Annotated in this window: 17 protein-coding genes and 2 pseudogenes; 3 read left to right on the top strand and 16 right to left on the bottom strand. The window is 68.1% G+C overall.

The window, feature by feature from the left end; translation table 11 throughout:
* Positions 1-103: 103 nt before the first annotated feature.
* The 9 genes and pseudogenes from ACGFYQ_RS28075 to ACGFYQ_RS28115 form a co-directional block, all read right to left on the bottom strand.
* Positions 104-433: pseudogene (locus ACGFYQ_RS28075) on the bottom strand (IS110 family transposase); the annotation flags it as partial.
* Positions 434-938: 505 nt separating this feature from the next.
* Positions 939-1,616, bottom strand: a complete 678-nt coding sequence (locus tag ACGFYQ_RS28080; RefSeq protein WP_393748576.1) for a contact-dependent growth inhibition system immunity protein — start codon at positions 1,614-1,616, stop codon at positions 939-941.
* Between the two features lie 10 nt (positions 1,617-1,626).
* Positions 1,627-1,926, bottom strand: coding sequence for an RNase A-like domain-containing protein (locus tag ACGFYQ_RS28085; RefSeq protein WP_030844105.1), 300 nt, complete (start codon positions 1,924-1,926; stop codon positions 1,627-1,629).
* A gap of 29 nt (positions 1,927-1,955) precedes the next feature.
* The gene (locus ACGFYQ_RS28090; protein ID WP_393748579.1) at positions 1,956-2,720 is read right to left on the bottom strand and encodes an IS5 family transposase; all 765 of its coding nucleotides are present in this window, start codon (positions 2,718-2,720) and stop codon (positions 1,956-1,958) included.
* A 108-nt stretch (positions 2,721-2,828) separates the two neighbouring features.
* Entirely contained in the window at positions 2,829-3,386 is a 558-nt protein-coding gene (locus tag ACGFYQ_RS28095) for a hypothetical protein (protein WP_076045738.1), read from the bottom strand.
* Between the two features lie 124 nt (positions 3,387-3,510).
* Entirely contained in the window at positions 3,511-4,263 is a 753-nt protein-coding gene (locus ACGFYQ_RS28100; protein ID WP_393748581.1) for a hypothetical protein, read from the bottom strand.
* 438 nt (positions 4,264-4,701) lie between these two features.
* Entirely contained in the window at positions 4,702-5,007 is a 306-nt protein-coding gene (locus tag ACGFYQ_RS28105; RefSeq protein WP_030844112.1) for a WXG100 family type VII secretion target, read from the bottom strand.
* A gap of 12 nt (positions 5,008-5,019) precedes the next feature.
* Positions 5,020-5,397 (bottom strand): WXG100 family type VII secretion target, encoded by a 378-nt coding sequence (locus ACGFYQ_RS28110; protein ID WP_393748583.1) that lies wholly within the window; start codon positions 5,395-5,397, stop codon positions 5,020-5,022.
* A gap of 94 nt (positions 5,398-5,491) precedes the next feature.
* Entirely contained in the window at positions 5,492-6,067 is a 576-nt protein-coding gene (locus ACGFYQ_RS28115; protein WP_393748585.1) for an ATP-binding protein, read from the bottom strand.
* Positions 6,068-6,647: 580 nt separating this feature from the next.
* On the opposite strand from ACGFYQ_RS28115, the gene ACGFYQ_RS28120 reads away from it, so the two are divergent.
* On the top strand, positions 6,648-7,040 hold the full coding sequence (locus ACGFYQ_RS28120; protein ID WP_393748587.1) for a 2'-5' RNA ligase family protein: 393 nt from the start codon (positions 6,648-6,650) through the stop codon (positions 7,038-7,040).
* Between the two features lie 355 nt (positions 7,041-7,395).
* Here the strand turns inward: ACGFYQ_RS28120 and ACGFYQ_RS28125 are convergent, their stop codons facing one another.
* Positions 7,396-7,836 carry a hypothetical protein gene (locus ACGFYQ_RS28125; RefSeq protein ID WP_393748589.1) on the bottom strand — a complete coding sequence of 147 codons (441 nt, stop codon included), beginning with the start codon at positions 7,834-7,836 and terminating at the stop codon, positions 7,396-7,398.
* A 202-nt stretch (positions 7,837-8,038) separates the two neighbouring features.
* A complete protein-coding gene (locus ACGFYQ_RS28130; RefSeq protein WP_393748591.1) occupies positions 8,039-8,494 on the bottom strand; it encodes an Lrp/AsnC family transcriptional regulator in 456 nt (151 codons plus the stop codon).
* Positions 8,495-8,605: 111 nt separating this feature from the next.
* Here ACGFYQ_RS28130 and ACGFYQ_RS28135 point away from each other — a divergent pair, with 111 nt between their 5' ends.
* Positions 8,606-9,223, top strand: coding sequence for a LysE family translocator (locus tag ACGFYQ_RS28135; protein ID WP_393748593.1), 618 nt, complete (start codon positions 8,606-8,608; stop codon positions 9,221-9,223).
* Between the two features lie 280 nt (positions 9,224-9,503).
* Here ACGFYQ_RS28135 and ACGFYQ_RS28140 read toward each other — a convergent pair.
* The 4 genes and pseudogenes from ACGFYQ_RS28140 to ACGFYQ_RS28155 form a co-directional block, all read right to left on the bottom strand.
* Positions 9,504-9,746, bottom strand: a pseudogene (locus tag ACGFYQ_RS28140) (tyrosine-type recombinase/integrase); the annotation flags it as partial.
* Positions 9,747-10,008: 262 nt separating this feature from the next.
* Positions 10,009-11,982 carry a collagenase gene (locus ACGFYQ_RS28145; RefSeq protein ID WP_393748595.1) on the bottom strand — a complete coding sequence of 658 codons (1,974 nt, stop codon included), beginning with the start codon at positions 11,980-11,982 and terminating at the stop codon, positions 10,009-10,011.
* Between the two features lie 396 nt (positions 11,983-12,378).
* Entirely contained in the window at positions 12,379-13,695 is a 1,317-nt protein-coding gene (locus ACGFYQ_RS28150) for an MFS transporter (RefSeq protein ID WP_393748597.1), read from the bottom strand.
* Positions 13,692-14,930 carry an aminotransferase class V-fold PLP-dependent enzyme gene (locus ACGFYQ_RS28155; RefSeq protein ID WP_393748599.1) on the bottom strand — a complete coding sequence of 413 codons (1,239 nt, stop codon included), beginning with the start codon at positions 14,928-14,930 and terminating at the stop codon, positions 13,692-13,694. Before ACGFYQ_RS28155 ends, ACGFYQ_RS28150 begins: the two co-directional genes overlap by 4 nt.
* On the opposite strand from ACGFYQ_RS28155, the gene ACGFYQ_RS28160 reads away from it, so the two are divergent.
* The gene (locus ACGFYQ_RS28160) at positions 14,929-16,350 is read left to right on the top strand and encodes a PLP-dependent aminotransferase family protein (RefSeq protein ID WP_393748601.1); all 1,422 of its coding nucleotides are present in this window, start codon (positions 14,929-14,931) and stop codon (positions 16,348-16,350) included. The genes ACGFYQ_RS28155 and ACGFYQ_RS28160 overlap by 2 nt on opposite strands.
* 318 nt (positions 16,351-16,668) lie before the next feature.
* On the opposite strand, the gene ACGFYQ_RS28165 is transcribed toward ACGFYQ_RS28160, so the two are convergent.
* Positions 16,669-16,881 carry a hypothetical protein gene (locus ACGFYQ_RS28165; RefSeq protein WP_393748603.1) on the bottom strand — a complete coding sequence of 71 codons (213 nt, stop codon included), beginning with the start codon at positions 16,879-16,881 and terminating at the stop codon, positions 16,669-16,671.
* Between the last annotated feature and the right edge of the window lie 43 nt (positions 16,882-16,924).

Here is a 16,924-nt window from a genome sequence, read left to right on the forward strand (position 1 = left end):
AGTTGCCTGCGTGTCACGACCACAGTCCTACCGGATTCCAACCTGCGAACAGGACAGAACCCAGGAACTGATCACGACATCACACAGGCCCTAGTACTCCAGTCAGGAAGGCGTCGCGGGCATCGGTCTTGGCCTCGCCCGGATAGAGATCGGCGATCCGCCGCATCGTCAGCCCGGGGAGATGGGCGACCGGGCAGCCCATGTCACGCGCGACGGCCAGCGGCAGGGCGCCGATGGAGGCCGGCTGATCGACCACGACGAGCACGGTTCCGTGCTTGGCCTGCAGTTTCCCGAACACCTCGCGGAGCTTGGGTTCACTGTTGGGCAGCCGCTTGTCGAATGCCTTCTTTCCGGCCGGGGTGACGGCGGTGGCGTGGTGTTCGCCCTTGCCGACGTCCAGGCCGAGGAAGGCGCCGATGTCACTGACGTCGATCGCGTGCGTCCTCCGGTCGTCCCCACACCCGGCCGTCCCACGGCACCGATCGCCACATCCACATTATGAAGAGCCTCCCGACTTACGAAGAAGCCGGTGGTCATGCCCCTAATCAGCGGTCTGTCGATGCCTCCGGAGCCGGTGACACCCCCCAGGCCATGCGTTCGACAGGGGGAGACAGTCATGCCAACTCCGGAGGCCTGGCGCCCCATTGCGGGGCGCCAAAACGGTAATGGGGGGACCCGGCTGCCGCTTGACCAGGGCCGGCACCCGCACGCCCGTTCCGCTCACGCGGCGCGCCAGGCGCAAGCCCTGAACGCCCGCGAGGGCGGCGACCACGCCACCGAGCACGGCGATCCCCGCAAGCACGACCACAGCTCCCAAGTCCACCACACCCTCCCCCTTCACCAACCGGAAGTACACTACAAACCCGCAGGTCAGTACCCCCTGGCAACGGGCTCCGACATAGCCCCGCCGGCCCGGAAAGCCCTCCGGACGGGACTGTTCAGTCCGTGTAGTCGGGCCTGGCCGTCCCGAGATGCTCCGCCACCGTCCGGAGCCAGGCTTCGACCGAGAACGGGGCCGGCGGCTCGACCTCCATGCCGAGCTCAGCGACGCCGACGGCGTAGTCGTGCTCCTCCAGCCCCAGAGCCAGCAGTTCGTGGATCTCGCCGACCAGCCGGGCGGTCAGCTGGGGATCAACCGTTGCCCTGTAGTCGCGGACCGCCGCATCGTGGTCGCCGAACTCGTCGGGCATGTCCTGCGAGAACCAACCGCCGAGGAACTGCCCCAGCTCCCCGAAGCGGGCGTGCCACTCCCAGTGGGTCTGAGGCGCGGCCGGCGGAGGCACATCTCCGGACTCGATGCTGCGCTTGATGTGGTCGGCCATCTCGGACAGCCAGCTTTGAGTCCGGGACTCGGACAGCCCGATGTCGGGTACCGAATAGAACTCGCCGAGGCGCAGCCGCAAACTGCCCGGCGGATTCCGCGCGTACTCCCGAAGTTGTTGTTCGGCGACGGAGAGCGCCCAGGGCCGGGTGTGCCAGGTGTGCCGGAGGTACGCCTGAAGAGCCGGAGGCGCTGTGCCTGCTTCCGGACTGTCGGGTTCCTGTCCGACGAAGGCTGCGACGACGACGTCGAGTTCGCCGTACCGGCGGTCGAACTCAAGCGGCTTCATGGGCACTGCGGCACCTTCAGAGATAGATCGGGTAAGTGGCGTGCACGACGAAGCCGTGCGGACTCGACGCTTCACGCCTCAGCGTCACCCGCGCGGCCCGCACATCGACGGGCTCGCGACCGGCGAGCATCATCGCCTGCAGAAGCACGCGCCCGACGGCCTCCTCACGGGACGGCCAAGCGGCCTCGATGGTGAGCCTCGGTCGCGTGCCCTGGGCCAGCCAGCGATGTACGGCCTGCTCGTTGCGCGTGACGACCTGCTGGGTACACCACTGTGCGGTCGCGCGGTCGGGATAGGTGGCAGAACGGGTACGCACGGGAGATCCTCAGTGAGCCTTTTCCAACCTCAGTTTGAGCAGGTGAGGTGGAGGGTGAGGACGGCTTGGACGAGGCCGGTGATCCGGGTTGTCGAGCATCGCAGCTTGCGTAGTAGCCGCCAGGTCTTGAGGGTGGCGATGGCGGGTTCGACCAGGACTCGGATCTTGGCCTGCGAGCGGTTCACGGCCTGCTGGCCGCGGGAAAGGTTCTCCCAGCGGCCTCGGTAGGGCACACGGACAGCCGGGCCCGCACCCTGGTAGCCCTTGTCCGCCCAGCAGTTGACGTCTGCTGCGGCGAGGGCGGTGAGGATGCCGTGTTCGCGTGCGGCTCGGATGTCGTGAACGGCCCCCGGCAGGGCGGGTGAGGCCCACAGCAGGCGTCCGGCCGGGTCGGTCAGAACCTGGACGTTCATGCCGTGCTTCTTGTGTTTTCCCGAGTAGAAGGGCCGGTCGGCGGCGATCCGGTCGATGGGCAGGAGCGTGCCGTCGAGCAGGACGAATGCTTTCCTCGACGCGGCGCGGACGGCTTGCTCGAGGGTCGGTGCCAGGGAGGCCAGGAGTTCGACGGCTTCGGTGATGTACCGGTAGGCCGTGGTCGTTCCGATGCCGAACCCGGCCGCGAGCTGGGCATACGGATGCCCGTTGCGCAGGTGGGCGAGGGTGAGTAGGGCTTGTCGGTCGGCGCTCAAGCGGCGCCATCGGCTCCCGATCGCGCGGCGGCGGTCACGGATGCGGACGGTCAGGAAGCGAAGGTGCGAGCTGGACAGGTCAAGTCCAGACGGGTAGACAAGCACGTGAAGCCTCTGGTCGGCACGGGTGATCTTCGTCGTGAACCCGTCTACCAGGGGCTTCACTCATCTGTCACGCCAACTGCCCCACCAGCACGGCAGGTTGGAAAGACCTCAGTCGATGGTGAAGCCCCAGAAGATGCCGACTTCCGTGGCGGAGACAGCGATTACACCACAATCCATTACGTGGCTGGTGAAGCCCTCATAGGCGCCCTCGCGACGGAACATATCGGCATGGGGATTCTCTCGCGCCGTCGCCGCATTGGTAAAAAATAGCGCGTCCTCTCCGAATCTTTCCAGGATCGTTCTCGCGTGCGAGGTCAGCTCGGCCTCTCGCGCATCGAAATCCGGAATGTCCTCTGTTTGGAACCACTCACCCTGGAGAGTGACCAGGATTTGTTCGGTGCCCCTCCTGGACACAGGGAAGGCCGTGCTGAAGTCTCCTGGCGTGACAGCACTGAACGGGCTGTCCGGGCCGGTGCCGTAATCGCCCCCTCCCGGTGCCGCGGCAACCTTCGACCAGCCACGCGGATCGTCCGTCCGCAGCTGCATGACGTCGAGGGCGTCCAGGCGCCAGTCATCGCGCCGCCGCGCCCCCACGGCCGCGAACATGCCCTCCCCGAAAAGGGCCCGCAGGGAACGGCTCCACGAGGTGGCGTCAATCCGAGTCATGGGCCTTACCTCAGTTCTCCACGTGCGCACTACGGGTGCTGGGTCTTGTCGGTGGACATGGAAGTGAGAACGACGAACGGCGGGTGGCTCCCCGGGTTGGGTCTCAGAACGACCCATACATTGGTCACGTCACGCGCGGCGGTGTCGCCCAGGACTCCGCCCGCGCCGACTCGGCCCGGAACGTGGGGGCACTGAGATATGCCTCATCCAGGGCTTCGTGCAGTTTGTTGAGCTCAGCGACCTGTCGGCGCACGCGGTTGTTGTACGCCTCGACCGCCGCGTTCATCGCCTCCTCGTCCACCTCAAGGGCGAAGCCGACCGCGAAACTCCTCCCCATCTTGAGGAGTCCCTTGCCGAAGCTCTTGACGTCCTTCATGTCCAGACCGTCGCTTCTGTCGATGTGCGGCAGAGCCTTCAGCACGGCTTCGTAGTAGAGCCTGCGAAGGTCGTCTCGCACATCCTTCGCGGCGGCCGCCCAGGCACGCAGAGCGTCGCTCATGACGTCACAGGTCTTGACCATCACGTCCATGACAGGGTGGCTGCTGGCCTGACCGGGCTGCGCGGAGTCATGTTTCCACTCGTAACCCTCGCGACTCTGGCCCCACGCGCTCGTACCCCAGACAGCGCTGCAGAATTGCCGCATCGCGGCGTTCCACTCGCCATTGGACCGATCGGTGTAGTTGTGCACAGCACTGCTGAGGTTTCCGTCCGTGGCGGTGACGGACGTGCTCGCGTACACCCAAGCGACGGACATGCTGTCCAAACCCACGTAATCGGGCAACGGCATGATCTCGGCCGCCTTGCCCATGCGGTAGGCGTCCTCCAGGAGGGGCCTGATGATCGCCAGGACTCCGGCCTCCACCGCTTCCAGTGCCAACTAAGATGTCCTGGCTCTGGTCGACGTCCGCCCACTTGAGGTCCGTCACGGACCCGTAGTTCGGCGGTGTGTCGATCACGGTCGGCGGTGGCTGGGTCTGGGCCGGGGCGCCCGAGGGGTCCGTGGCGGCGTCCGCGGTCGCGTAGTTGTTCGCGGTCACGGCGAAGCCGACGGCGGCGCCTCCGACGCTCGCCACCGACTTGGCCCACACCTCGATGAAACGGTTGCCGACCTTCTTGTACGCGGCGGCGAACTCCCGTGCGGCGGTTCCATAGCCCCCGCAGTCCGGATATCGGCCGAGCTCGTTGAGGAGCTGATTGGCCCCCTTGTGCAGTCCGTCCTGGAGATAGGCGACGTAGCCCGCGAGCGCGTGCAGCGCACTGGGGGTGACGTCGATGTCTCCGTTCTTCAAGGGGGGCGGAGGAGGAGGCGTGCTCATCAGGCCGCTCCCCATCCCCGCAGCACCGCGGCATGTGCCGCCGCGTAGTTGCTCTGACCGGTCGTCACAATGCTGTGAAGCCACGCCTGTGTCGCCTGAAGGTCCCGTGCGGACCGATCCCACTCGTCCAGCTTGTCGATGAACGCCTCGCGGGCCTCGCCCTCCCAGGTGAGAACGACCTTCGCGACGCGGTCGTGCATGGTCTGCACGTTCTCGTTGAGCTCCTTGAGGATCTCTTCCAGCTGGCCGGAGAGGAGCCGCAGAGTGGCGAAGTCGACCGCTATGTTGCCGTCGCTGTCAGTCATGCGTCCCCCTCGTCACAGATCCTGCAAGCGGCTCGTGCGCGGCGCGGGGGGCGGGCTCCCGGTGTTCGGGGTCGAAAGCTCGGCCGCCTCCCTGTCCACATCCACGGACATCTGGATGCGCCTGAAGGCGGCCAGAGTGTCGAGCTCCTGCTCGGTGAACCCGTCTCGGCTCATGCGAACGGCCGCTTCGATCAGTTTCATGAGCTCACGGATGCGTACCGCTTCCTTGGCGGCATCACGATGCCGCCGTCGGTAGGCCTTGGCCGCGGGCCCCTGCCAGCGGGCTTCGATCGTGTCGACGACCGTGTCCATGCGCTTGACCTGCCGGTCCAGGTAGCGCTGCATTTCGTCGAGGTCGTCGGCTAGCCTGGTCAAGTGCGTGCTGCTCACCAGCAAGTTGGGACCTGTTGCCACATATCCGCCCCCGTACCCCGATGACCGCTCAACTGCTCAGTTGCTCAACAAAGCGTTCAACACTTGCACTCTAGCAAGCAGGAACACAGGGGCAGCTTCCGCCACTTCGTACGCAGAAGTCGAAACGTGTCGCACCAGTCTTGTGGCCGCTGGGGTACGCCGTGATGCCGGAGCCCTCCGTCGGGCGGAGCTCCACGTGGGCGCCCAGGCGGCCGGTGAGCCGGCCGGCGACGTAGTGGCCGAGGTAGCGGGTGGGAGCGACCAGGAAGCTCTCGTCGCCCGAGAGGCGGGCGTTGGCGCGGGCCAGCTCCTCGGGGCTCATGTCGATGCCCCGGTCCACCACCGCCAGGCAGTACTCGTCGAGGTCCCGCCAGCCGTACACCTCGACCGGGAGCTGCACCGCCGAGTACACCAGCGCGTTCTCGGTGAGCTCGGCGAGCAGGTGCGACAGGTCGGCGACGAAGTCGCCCCGGATGCGACAGGGTTCGATCTCGGTCGCGGCACCCTGCGGTACTGCTCGACCTCCGAGACGGCCGACTGAACGACCTCCCGTGCGGTGACCATGCCCGGCCAGGGCCTCTGCGGCTGCTGCTCCCCAGCGAGGACGAGCAACGACTCGGCGTTGCGCCCACCGTTCGGAGATCACGTACGAATCGCGTCGGGCTCTCGAAGCCAGAGTGCATGCAGCCCGTCACCCACTGGCCGGGTGCAGGGCGGGAGAGACGGCGGGACCGCCGTCGGGGGCGGGGGCTAGGGTCGGCGGCGTACGACCACCAGCAGCAGGAGACTCCATGCCGTCAGAGCACATACAGCAGGCTCCCGCGTCGCGCTCGGTGCCTATTGGGCGCCGCGGGTCGGTTAGCCCGTAAGTGCCTCTTGTGTAGCGCCGGGCCGGCACCCTGGATTGCCAGGCTGCGGCAGGCGAACCGGGCCTCCTTGGAACGCAACCGCACCGGCGACTGAAGATCACCAACAGCATCCGGAAGCGCGGTCAGAACCCAAACCCGGAGCCACACGCGAGGGCGGCATCGCCGGACGAGCCCGCATCGAGCACGTCCCGGTCGGAAGCGGGCACCATACGGGGCGTGGATCACCAGCCAACACGTCGGCCGCGACCGCCTCGACCACGCCCAACTCGTTGCCCTCGCCCACCTCCCAGTGCAACGGGCGTAGTAGCGGACTGGCCTGCGATGATGACGGCGTGCCAGAGCCAGGGACCACCGTTCGTGCCGGAATCGGCGCTGACAGATCAGGACGAGAAGGGCGTGCGTTCCCTGGCGGCGAGTTTTCCGGCAGCTGATCTGCTCTTGGAGGAGGTCGTGACGGCGTCCGGCTTCGTCGCCGTCACCGTTCCGGGACTCCAACCGCTCGTCGATGCGTTCCGCGCCCAGTGGCCCGGGTTGCGCCCGTACAAGGGCCGCTTCGGGGCGCAGCCCGCCGCCCATGTCACGGTCGCTATGGGTGAGGACAACCCGACAGCTACCGCCCATGTCCGCGCTGCGATCGGCAGCCTGCTGCCGCTGCGCACCCGTGCGGCGGCGGTCCAGCTGGTGGTGCTGACGGAGGAAGGCTGGCAGCCGCGGTTCACCGTGCCGCTCGGCGTCCCGGACGGGCCGTAAGCACCGCCCGCCAGTCCCTCGCCCGTAGCCGCGAACACAGCCCGAAGCCGGCACCCCATCCTCGGCCGCGCCCTGGGCCCCCGCGACCTCCTGGAGTTCCTGCGGCGGGCAGGACTGGACCCGGAAAACGTCCGCCTGGACGACCCGCTGCTCATCGAGTGGCGCGGCGGCGGGCCAGCCGTCTGGAGCCCCGATCCCTCCGAGGAGTGAACACAGCAGTGCGGGCCGCCACCCGGCGAGGGCGGCGGCCCGCACTGCTGCGCTACTGCTGTTAGCCGGGCATCGCAGGCCCGTTCGCCTTCTCCGGCTACTGCGCCCCGACGTCGGCCGTCTTTGGCTGACCGGTGATCCCCGATCAGCGGCGGCCGGTGGCCAGGATGACGAGGAACTGGCCGCCGCCCGCCTCGATGTCGGCGGTCACCGGCAGCCCCGGTAGCAGTCGGGAGAACCGGTCCACCAGCCAATCCGCCGCTTCTTTCGCGTCCTTCCTGGTCGGACAACGGCCCACCATCTCGCGGCCCCCCTTGCGCTCCAGCCTGTCGGCAACGGCGATCAGCGGCGCGGGTTCGACTACGTACAGGCGCTCCGGCCAGGCGATGACCACCTTGACCGCACCCTTGCGGCTATTGCAGCCGCGGTGCGCGAGCCGCTCGGCGACCTTGGCCTTCCGGTCGGCGGTCCGGCTGTCGACACTGGGCCCCCGCGGGTCGTTCACCGACTCGTCGGGGTCGACCGGTTCGTCACAAACCCAGCACCGCCAGCCGTCGCGCTCGGCCACATCATCAAGAAGACTCATCCAAGCAAACTAGCCTGCGCGGCCGCCACCCGCGCACCAGGGCCCCGGCAACGTCTCAACACCGGCCAACAGCGCTGCGACACCAGGCTGGCTCTGAAACGCGGTCAGACCTGTAGTTGGCCAGTCTGGACAGATAGATGCTCAGCGAAGCGCCGGGTGGGGCGCCATCGCTGGAACGTTCAGCGCAGCAGCTCGGTGGTGACTAGCTTTCGGGCAGGGGCCGGTCGTCGATGACGTTCTTCATGACGAGTGTGGAGGTCAGGCGCTGGACCCCGGGCAGGCGTGCGAGCTGCTGGTCGTACAGCTCCTGGAACGCTGCCAGGTCGGTGGTGGCGACCCGCAGGAGGTAGTCGGGCTCGCCGAACAGGCGCTGCGCCTGAAGCACGTGCGGGACGGCGGCCACGGCCTCTTCGAAGGCGGTGACGGTGTCGGGGCTCTCCCAGCGCAGGGTGGCGAAGACGAGCGCCTCGAAGTTCAGGCCGACGGCGGCCGGGTCGACGACGGCGCGGTAGCCGCGGATCGCGCCCTCGCGTTCAAGGTCGCGCAGCCGCCGGTGACAGGGCGAGACGCTGAGCTTCACACGAGCGGCCAGCTCGGTGATGGTCAGGCGGCCGTCGAGCTGCAGCTCAGCAAGAATCTTCCGGTCCAGGGCATCCATGAAGAAGATTCTCCCTCATATCTCGCGATCATGGGGTAAAAACGCAAACACCTTCGGGCACATCCGGCCTAGCCTTCCCTCCAGAGCAAGAAATGCGAGAGGGAATGATCGATGGATACGACGACGCTGGCGGCCTTCCTGGCGGTGGACCTGCTCCTGGTGTTCACCCCCGGCGCGGACTGGGCCTTCGCGATCTCCGCCGGACTTCGGGAACGCTCGGTCGTCCCGGCCGTAACGGGCTTGATCGCCGGACACGCGGCCTACGCCCTGGTGGCCGTCGCGGGCCTGGCAGTGATCGTGGCGAGCTCCCCGGCCGCGCTCACCGCCCTGACCCTGGCGGGCGCCGGCTACCTGCTGTGGCTGGGCGGGGGCGTTTTGAGGCAGCCGGCGGTACCGGCGGCCGCTGGGGAGAGCTCGGACGCCTCCCACGTGCAGGTCATGCTCAAAGGGGCTGGGATCAGCGGTCTGAACCCGAAGGCGCTACTGCTGTACTTCGCGCTGTTCCCGCAGTTCATAGACTCCGCCGACGGCTGGCCGGTCGCCGCGCAGGCCGGGCTGCTCAGCATGCTGCACCTGACCGCGTGCGCTGTGGTCTACCTCGCCGTCGGCGTCCTGGCCCGCACGGTCCTGAAGTCCCGGCCCTCGGCCGCCCGGGTCGTCACGCGCATCAGCGGTGCCATGATGATCGCCATCGGCGCCTTCCTGTTGGTGGAACGCCTGTCTGGGTGAGGAACCCGTCGCGCTCCACCCGACACTGGTCCGAAGGAGATCATGTACGTGGAAGACCCCGTCGCTCTGGCGTAGTCGTCACGGAAGCACGGTCAGAATCCTGAACCCGACCCGAACCGCTCCTGAGGCCGCCGCCGCGTGGTGTGCCGAGGCGATCATGGTCAGGTGCGGTTAGGCCTGGAGCAGCCTCCAGCCGTTCCCGCTTCTCACCAACGTCTCCAGCCCTGTCCTGTTGGAAGCGCTGCCAACACCCGGCATTCGGCAGCCAGCCACCCGTTGATCACGCCGTGATCAGGCCCTCAGGCACGTACTCGGGCACCGTGCCGAGCAGCGCGTCGATGGCGGCGCGCCCCTTGCCGCCAGCCTCAGGCATGAAGTGGGCGTAGTGGTCGAGGGTGATGGTCGGACTCGAGTGACCGAGCCACCGGGCGAGCGTGACGATGGACTCGCCCACTTCGAGGAGGACCGAGGCGTAAGTGTGTCGGAGCACGTGGAAGCCGTCCTTGCGGGAGGCCTTCCACCGTGGGGATTGCGGCGGCCGGACTGTAGATCAAGCGATCCACCCTGCCGCCGGCCACCTCCCAGTCGGCGGACATCGCCCCTGCAATGGCAGAAGATCGATATGACACTGCTCTTCCGCTACCTTCAGTTGGCAATGCTGGACTGCAGCCGCTCGGCTGGGGCTCCCGGACCCGCGAAGGCAGGCCTGGTGTCCCGCGCGCACGAACGCTGCGCGGGACACCAGGCTCTCCTGGCTCAGTTCTTGTCGGCGACCGAGGCCCCGGTCACCGGCCGCTCCGGGCCGGCAGTTGGCCGCAGTCGCCGCCGGCGCACTTGCTCAGCCAGTCGGCGAAGTCGGCGTCGTACTTGGTGCCGATGGTGTCACGGAGCAGGCTGTGGGCCGCGTCGTACTCGCCTGCGCGGTAGTGGCCGAGCAGGGTTGCCACGTCCGCGGGGTGCGACTGGAGCATGTAACGGACGCCCAGATAGCCCCACTGGTAGATACGGGTGGTGTCGGCGTTGTCGTAGGTGGTCCCGAAGAGCTGGCTGAGCTTGTAGGTGTTCTTGCCCGCCTCCTCGATCGCCCTGTCGTAGGTGATGCCGCGGTACGAGTACGAGACGTACTCGGCGAAACCCTCGATCCACATCACGGTCGGGGTGGTCTGCCCGGCGGCGAAGTCGCCGTACATGTCGTGGCGGCCGTCGAGGTAGTGGGTGTACTCGTGGTTGAGGTTCCAGATCTGGAAGGCGCCGTCCTGGGCCGACTGCTCGTAGGCGATGAAGCGCGGCTGGTTGCCCTCAGCGGCCGGGTCGCCCTCCAGGTACATGCCGCCGTTGTTGGTGTCGATGCCGAAGACGACACCGGCGTAGGTCTTGTAGTCGGTACTGGAGTTGAAGGCGACGATCTCGATGCTGGTGTTGTTGTCGTCCTTGACCGGACCGTTGTCCTTGACGATGTTGTGGAAGACCGGGTCCTGCTTGAGGATGCTGTCGCACGTGGCCGACAGTTCGGACGCGGTCAGCTCCTGTGCGAGGATCTTCGCGCTCGGACCGCATATGTGCTTGACCGTCAGCACGGCGTCGCGCACGCGGTTCTGCAGGTCACAGGTGTCGTACTCGGCGCAGTTCTCCTTTTCGTACTCGTTCGTCATCTCGGCAAGGCCGACCCAGAGCGGGGCGGTGCGTCCAGTGATCTCGCTTCGGCCGAGCAGCTCCTTGACCAGCGGCTTGACGGTGTCCTTGAGGTCGGCGTGCCGCAGGAAGCGGCCGAGTTCGCGTCCGGCGTTGCCGGCCAGGTAGGACTTGTCGGTGCCGAGGAGATCGTCGTGGGCGACGGCGAAGTCACGCAGTCCGGTGAGGACGCTCGGGTCCGCCTTCACGGCTTCCACGAACTCAGGCAGCTGGTGGCCGCGGAAGAGCACGGTGTAGGTGTTGTTGACCGCCGCGAGCATCCCGTAGAACTGGTCGTACGACGAGTCGTAGTCCTTCTGCAGACGCTTGACCACGTCGAGGTGGCGGGCGTTCTCTCCGGAGCTGTCGATCAGGGTGACCGTCTCGCCCAGGGTTTCTCCGTTGGCCTCGGTGACGTCAAAGGCGTGGGAGGAGCCGAAGAAGGCATCCAGGGCGCCCTGAATGGCGCTCTTCAGCGTCGGGCCGTATTCACCGACGTTCTCCGGCTGGTTGTACTGGATGTAGTAGCCGGCGCGCAGGTACAGCACCACCTGGGTTGCGAAAGTGCTGTTGTTCCCCGGGTAGTTGGTCGCGACATCCTTGAGTGCGTTCGCCACCGTGACCATCTGTTCCTCGCGGAAGAGGGCCTTGGAGTCTTCACCGGTCACGTTGAACAGCGTGTTGATGCAGGTGGTTTCCGACTTCTTGATCTGCTCGGCCAGGGCGGCGCCGGTCTTCGAGGTGAACTCGCTGACGTTGCAGTCCGCCGCGGCCTTCGCCGCAGAGCGGGCCTGCTTGCGCTCTGAGGCGTTCTGGGCCGCGGGGAGCGGAGCGCGTTGCGCGGGGTTCGAGGTCTTCGTGGCCGATCGCGCGGGGTCGGCGGCGTGTCCGGGTGCGAGATCGGCGGCAAGCACGGTGGCGGAGGCGGGCTGTGGGGCGGGGGCCGGCCTCGGTGCGGACTTGGGTGCCCCAGCGCCGGCCGGGGTCGCCGCGCCATTGGGGGCGAGCACGGTGAGCCCCAGGCCGGCGACGGCCACGGTGGGTATCAGCAGTTGGGTGAGTTTCCGGAGGGTGGGGGGTTTGCGCATAGCGATGGCCTCCAGGCCGGTCGGCAGCCGTGCGTGGGGCACGGCGGTGGGGGGTGCGGACCGTGATGGCAACGGAAGTTGAGCACTCCCGGAGCTGGCATGGCCGCGGAAAGTGTGACCGTACAATTTCACAGTTCACATGGCAGTAAAAGAGGGTTGCAAGCATCAGAAGAAACTGATGTGCCGTCAGAGGGTGGTCTTGCCAGGGAACTTGAGCGCGCGGGCCGTCGGCTTCGGCCATCTCCGGGACGGCAGGGTCGAGCAGTACCGCCGTGAGGCCCAGGACCACCACGACTCCCGGCCCACCGACCCCTGGAACGCGAAGTTGCGTGCCTCATCAGGCACGTTGGCGAAGGGCCCCACCGTGTGCGGTGGGGCCCTTCGACGTTCTCCGTTTCAGCCGGCTGGCTGCCCGTCCGCTGTCGCCGTGACGGGTTCTTCCGGTGCCGACGGCAGGCCGCGCAGTCGGCTCACCGGGGACAGGACGAGCGCGATCAGCACGGAGGCGGAGCCGATCGCCGCCACGGTCAATGCCCCCCGGGCGCCGATCCGACCGGACAGCAGGCCCGCGAACAGGCCGCCGAGTGCGCCGCCGCCGAACAGCAGGGTGCGGAAGACCGCCGTCATCCGGCCCATCATCGACTGCGGGGTACTGGCCTGGCGCAGGCTGACGATGACGACGCCGGCGACTCCGAGTCCGAGGTAGGTGGTGAAGAAGGAGAGGACGAACATCCCCACCATCACCGGCCGGGGGCCGGTGGCCAGGGCGATCAGCGTCGGGCCGATGAGCAGGGCTGACTGGGCGACGAGGTAGACAAGGCCGAGCCGGAAGCGCCGGATGACCTTGCGGGAGATCGCCGCGCCGATCAGGCCGCCCACGGAGGCCGTGGCGAAGATGCCACCGAGGGTCGTCGAGTTCAGGTGCAGGTCGCGTGTTCCGTAGAGCAGGAACATCGTCCACACGGTGACCATGGAGAAGTTGCAGCAGAACCCGATCAGGGCCAGCGACCGCAGAACCGGGTTCTTCAGCACCCAGCGCAAGCCGTCCCGGAGTTCGGTCGGCAGGTGCCGCCGTGCGGCCGGCGGTTCGGGACGGGGCTCGGGCGTGCGAATGAGCAGCAGCGAGATCAGGGACACCAGATAGGAGAAGGCGTCGACGATCAGCGCCACGGGCGCGGTCAGGGCGCCGACCAGGACACCCGCGAGTCCGGGCCCTGCCACATCGGCCGCCGATGAGCTCATCCCCATCTTGGCGCTGGCTTCCACATAGCGCTCGGGATCGCGTACGAGAGTGGGTACGTACGACATCCAGCTCACGTCGAACAGCACCGAGGCGACGCCGACGGCGCAGGTGATCACCAGCAGCGAGCCCATGCTGAGCACGTCCGTCCAGTACAGGACGGGAACGAGGGCCAGCAGGATCATCCGGACGAGGTTGGCTCCGAGCATGATCCGCCGCCGTCGGGCCCGGTCCACCCACACCCCGAAGACCAGGGCGAGACCGAGATACGGGACGAGCTGCAGGAACCGCAGGATGCCGACCTGCTCGTCGGTGGCGTTGAAGGCGATGATGGCGGTCAGCGGCAGGGCGAGGTTCGTGACCTGGGTGCCGAGGAGCGAGAGTGTCTCGCCGAGCCAGAACTTGAGGAAGTCGCCGTTGTGCCAGAGGCTCTCCGTGGACGGTTCCTCGGTGCGTGTCCGCGTGGCGGTCATCGCCGTCCCTGGCCGGCGAGGTCCGCGACCGCGTCCGCGACGTGGTCCACTTCCTCCTCGGTGTTGTAGTAGTGCGGCGACAGGCGCAGGCACCAGTCGACGTCCTTGTCCCCGAAGTCGAACTGTGCGAACTCGCGGAAGCTGAGCGCCGAGTTGATGCCGCGGGCGTCCATGGCCGCCTTGAACGGCTGCGGCTGCCAGCCCGCTACTCCGAAGGTGACGAGCGCGGCAAGACGCGGGCCGCGGTCGAGCACGCGCACCCCCGGGATGGGTGCGAGCCGGTCGCGGAGCCGGGCCGCGAGCGCCGGGGTGCGCTGCTCGATGGCCTCGATGCCGACCTTGCGTGCATAGCGCGTTGCGGCGGCGCTGCCGAGCACCGTGGCGTACGGGAACTCCCACTCCTCGAACCGGGCCGCCGTAGCTACGGGCTCGTAGCCGCCCGGCTCGGTCCAGCGGGCCCCGTGCATGTCGATGAACAGCGGTTCGTAGCCCGCGCGCAGGACGCGATCGGATACGTACAGGAATCCGGAGCCGCGCGGGCCGCGGAGGAACTTGCGGCAGGTGGCGGTGAGGAGGTCGCAGCCGATCTCCTCCACGTCGATGACGAACTGGCCCACCGACTGGCAGGCGTCGACGAGGTAGAGCAGGTCCAGCTCCCGGCAGTGGCGGCCGATTTCCGCGACGGGTGAGACGAGGCCCGAATTGGTGGGGACATGGGTGGCGGACACCAGGCGGGGGCGGTGGGTCCGCATCAGCGCGGCCATCGCCTCCACGTCGACCCCGCCCTCCGGGGTGTCGGGCGCGTGGACGATGCGTACGCCGAACCGCTTGCGCAGGGACAGGAAGGCGATCTGGTTGGAGATGAAGTCGTCGCGGGTGGTGAGGATGACGTCGTCGGCCTCGAACGGGATCGACGACAGGGCGTTGGCGTAGGCGTGGGTGGCGCTGCCCGCAAAGGCGATGTTGTCGGGTGTGGTGTTGATGAGGGCGGCGATCTCCGTGTAGAACGCGCGGACTTCGGCGGCTTGGGCGGCCGAGGCTTCGTAACCACCGATCCTGGCTTCGAGGTTCAGATGGCCGACCATCGCGTCGAGGACCGGGGCCGCCAGCAGTCCGCAGCCCGCGTTGTTGAAGTGGATGACCTGGCGGCACCCCGGGGTGTCGGCCCGCAGGGCGGCGACGTCCAGCCGAAGTGCTTCCTGACCAGGACCGGAAGCGCTACTGTTGTCTCTCATGAATGACGGTAGCACTTCTGGTGAGTTGGCCGACAACCTCCGTGCGCTGCTCTCCCGGCTGTCGCCCGGCGACCGGCTGCCGAGCAGCCGGGAGCTGACCAAGGAATACCGGGTCGGCCCTGCGACCGTGGCGCGGGCCATCGCCGCGCTGGCCGCCGAGGGCGCGGTGGTGACCCGTCCGGGCAGTGGGACGTACGTGGCGCAGCGCACCCGCCTCCACGACGGAGCCAGTTCCACCGACACGTCCTGGCAGACGGTCGCCCTCACCGACCGCGCCGTCGACACCCACCTGATCGCCGACCCGCTCGGCCCGCCGCCGGCCGGGACGATCACGATGGACGGCGGCTACGTGCACCGCTCGCTCCAGCCGACCCGGGCCCTGAGCGCGGCGCTGGCGCGGGCGGCACGCCGTCCGGACGCCTGGGACCGCGCCCCGGCCGGCGGCCTGATGGCGCTGCGCACCGTGTTCGCCCGGATCGTCGGCGGCAGCGTGGCGCCGGAGGACGTGCTGGTCACCGCCGGCGGGCAGAGCGCCCTGTCGATCGCGTTCCGGGCCATCGCCGGGCCCGGCACCCCGGTCCTGGTCGAGTCCCCCACCTATCCCCGGGCCCTGGCCGCCGCCCGCGCCGCGGGGCTGCGGCCGGTCCCGGTACCGCTCGACGCCGACGGACTGCGGCCCGACATGCTGGCCGACGCGTTCGCGATGACCGGCGCGCGACTGCTGTACTGCCAGCCGACCTACCAGAACCCGACCGGCACCGTGCTCACGCCCGAACGGCGCCGCCAGATTCTCGATGTGGCGCGCGCTTCGGGCGCGTTCGTGCTCGAGGACGACTTCGCACGGCACCTGGGACACGGCGGCGCCGTGCCGCGACCGCTGGTCGCCGACGACCGCGACGGCACGGTCGTCCACGTCACCTCCCTCAGCAAGCCCGCCGCACCGAGCCTGCGGATCGGGGCGCTGGTGGCCCGCGGACCGGTCATGGAACGCATGCGGGCGGTGCGCCTGCTCGACGACTTCTTCGTCACGCGCCCGCTCCAGGAAGCCGCGCTGGAAGTGCTCAGCTCCCCCTCCTGGGACCGGCACGTCCGCTCTCTCGGTACGGCGCTGCGGGAGCGGTGCGCCGTGCTGGCCGCCGCGGTCACGCAGGAGATCCCGGGCGCGACCTTGGCCGGGTTGCCTACGGGCGGACTGCACCTGTGGGTTCGCCTGCCGTCGGGCGTGGACGACACGGTCCTCACCGGCGCCGCCCGGCAACGCGGCGTCGCCGTGAGCGCCGGCAGTCGCTACTTCGCCACCGAGCCGCCGGCGGCTCACCTGCGTATCGGGTTCGCCGCGACGGCCGATCACGCCGAGCTGACCGAGGGTGCACGTCGGCTGGGAGCCGCGCTTGCGGATGTCGGCCCCGGGCAGGAGTGAGGCGCATGACTCGACTACGTCGCGCAACACGTACCAACACCGGATCGCGCTCCTGACCAGGGGTCATCCGTCTTCGGAGGCATCCGCGGCCGGGGAGAATCCGGGGAGAATAAAGCCCTGTCGGGGAGCGGTTGGGGAGGATCGACCGTACAAACGGGCAGCACGGTACAAGAGTCGGAAAGATGGGTCGCTGCAGATCAGAGTGCCTCTCCAGGCATTTTCCGCAGGTCAGCGGAGTGAGAGTGACGGCTTCAAGAAGACGAGAATCGTTTGGCGCCCTTCCCCTTGGCCGACCCCGGCCCAGGCCAGCTTTTTGCTTCAGGCGATGGGTTTGCCGTCGTGCTTGCCGCCGATGCAGACCCACGAGCCGTCGGACTGATACTCCACAGTCCCCTTGCCTTCCTCGCATGCCTTCGGGTCGACGCTGGGCGGCGCAGTCTGTGCAACCACGGCAGCGTGCGCAGCAGGGGCGACGGGGCCAAGAGCGGCCAGTATCACGGCGGCGGTGAACCCGAGAAGTCGTGTACGCATCGGGACCTCCGACCAGGATGAGCGACACGGTCGTCACCAGCTT

The organism is Streptomyces sp. NPDC048258, assembly GCF_043201995.1.
In the GTDB taxonomy this organism is placed as follows: domain Bacteria; phylum Actinomycetota; class Actinomycetes; order Streptomycetales; family Streptomycetaceae; genus Streptomyces.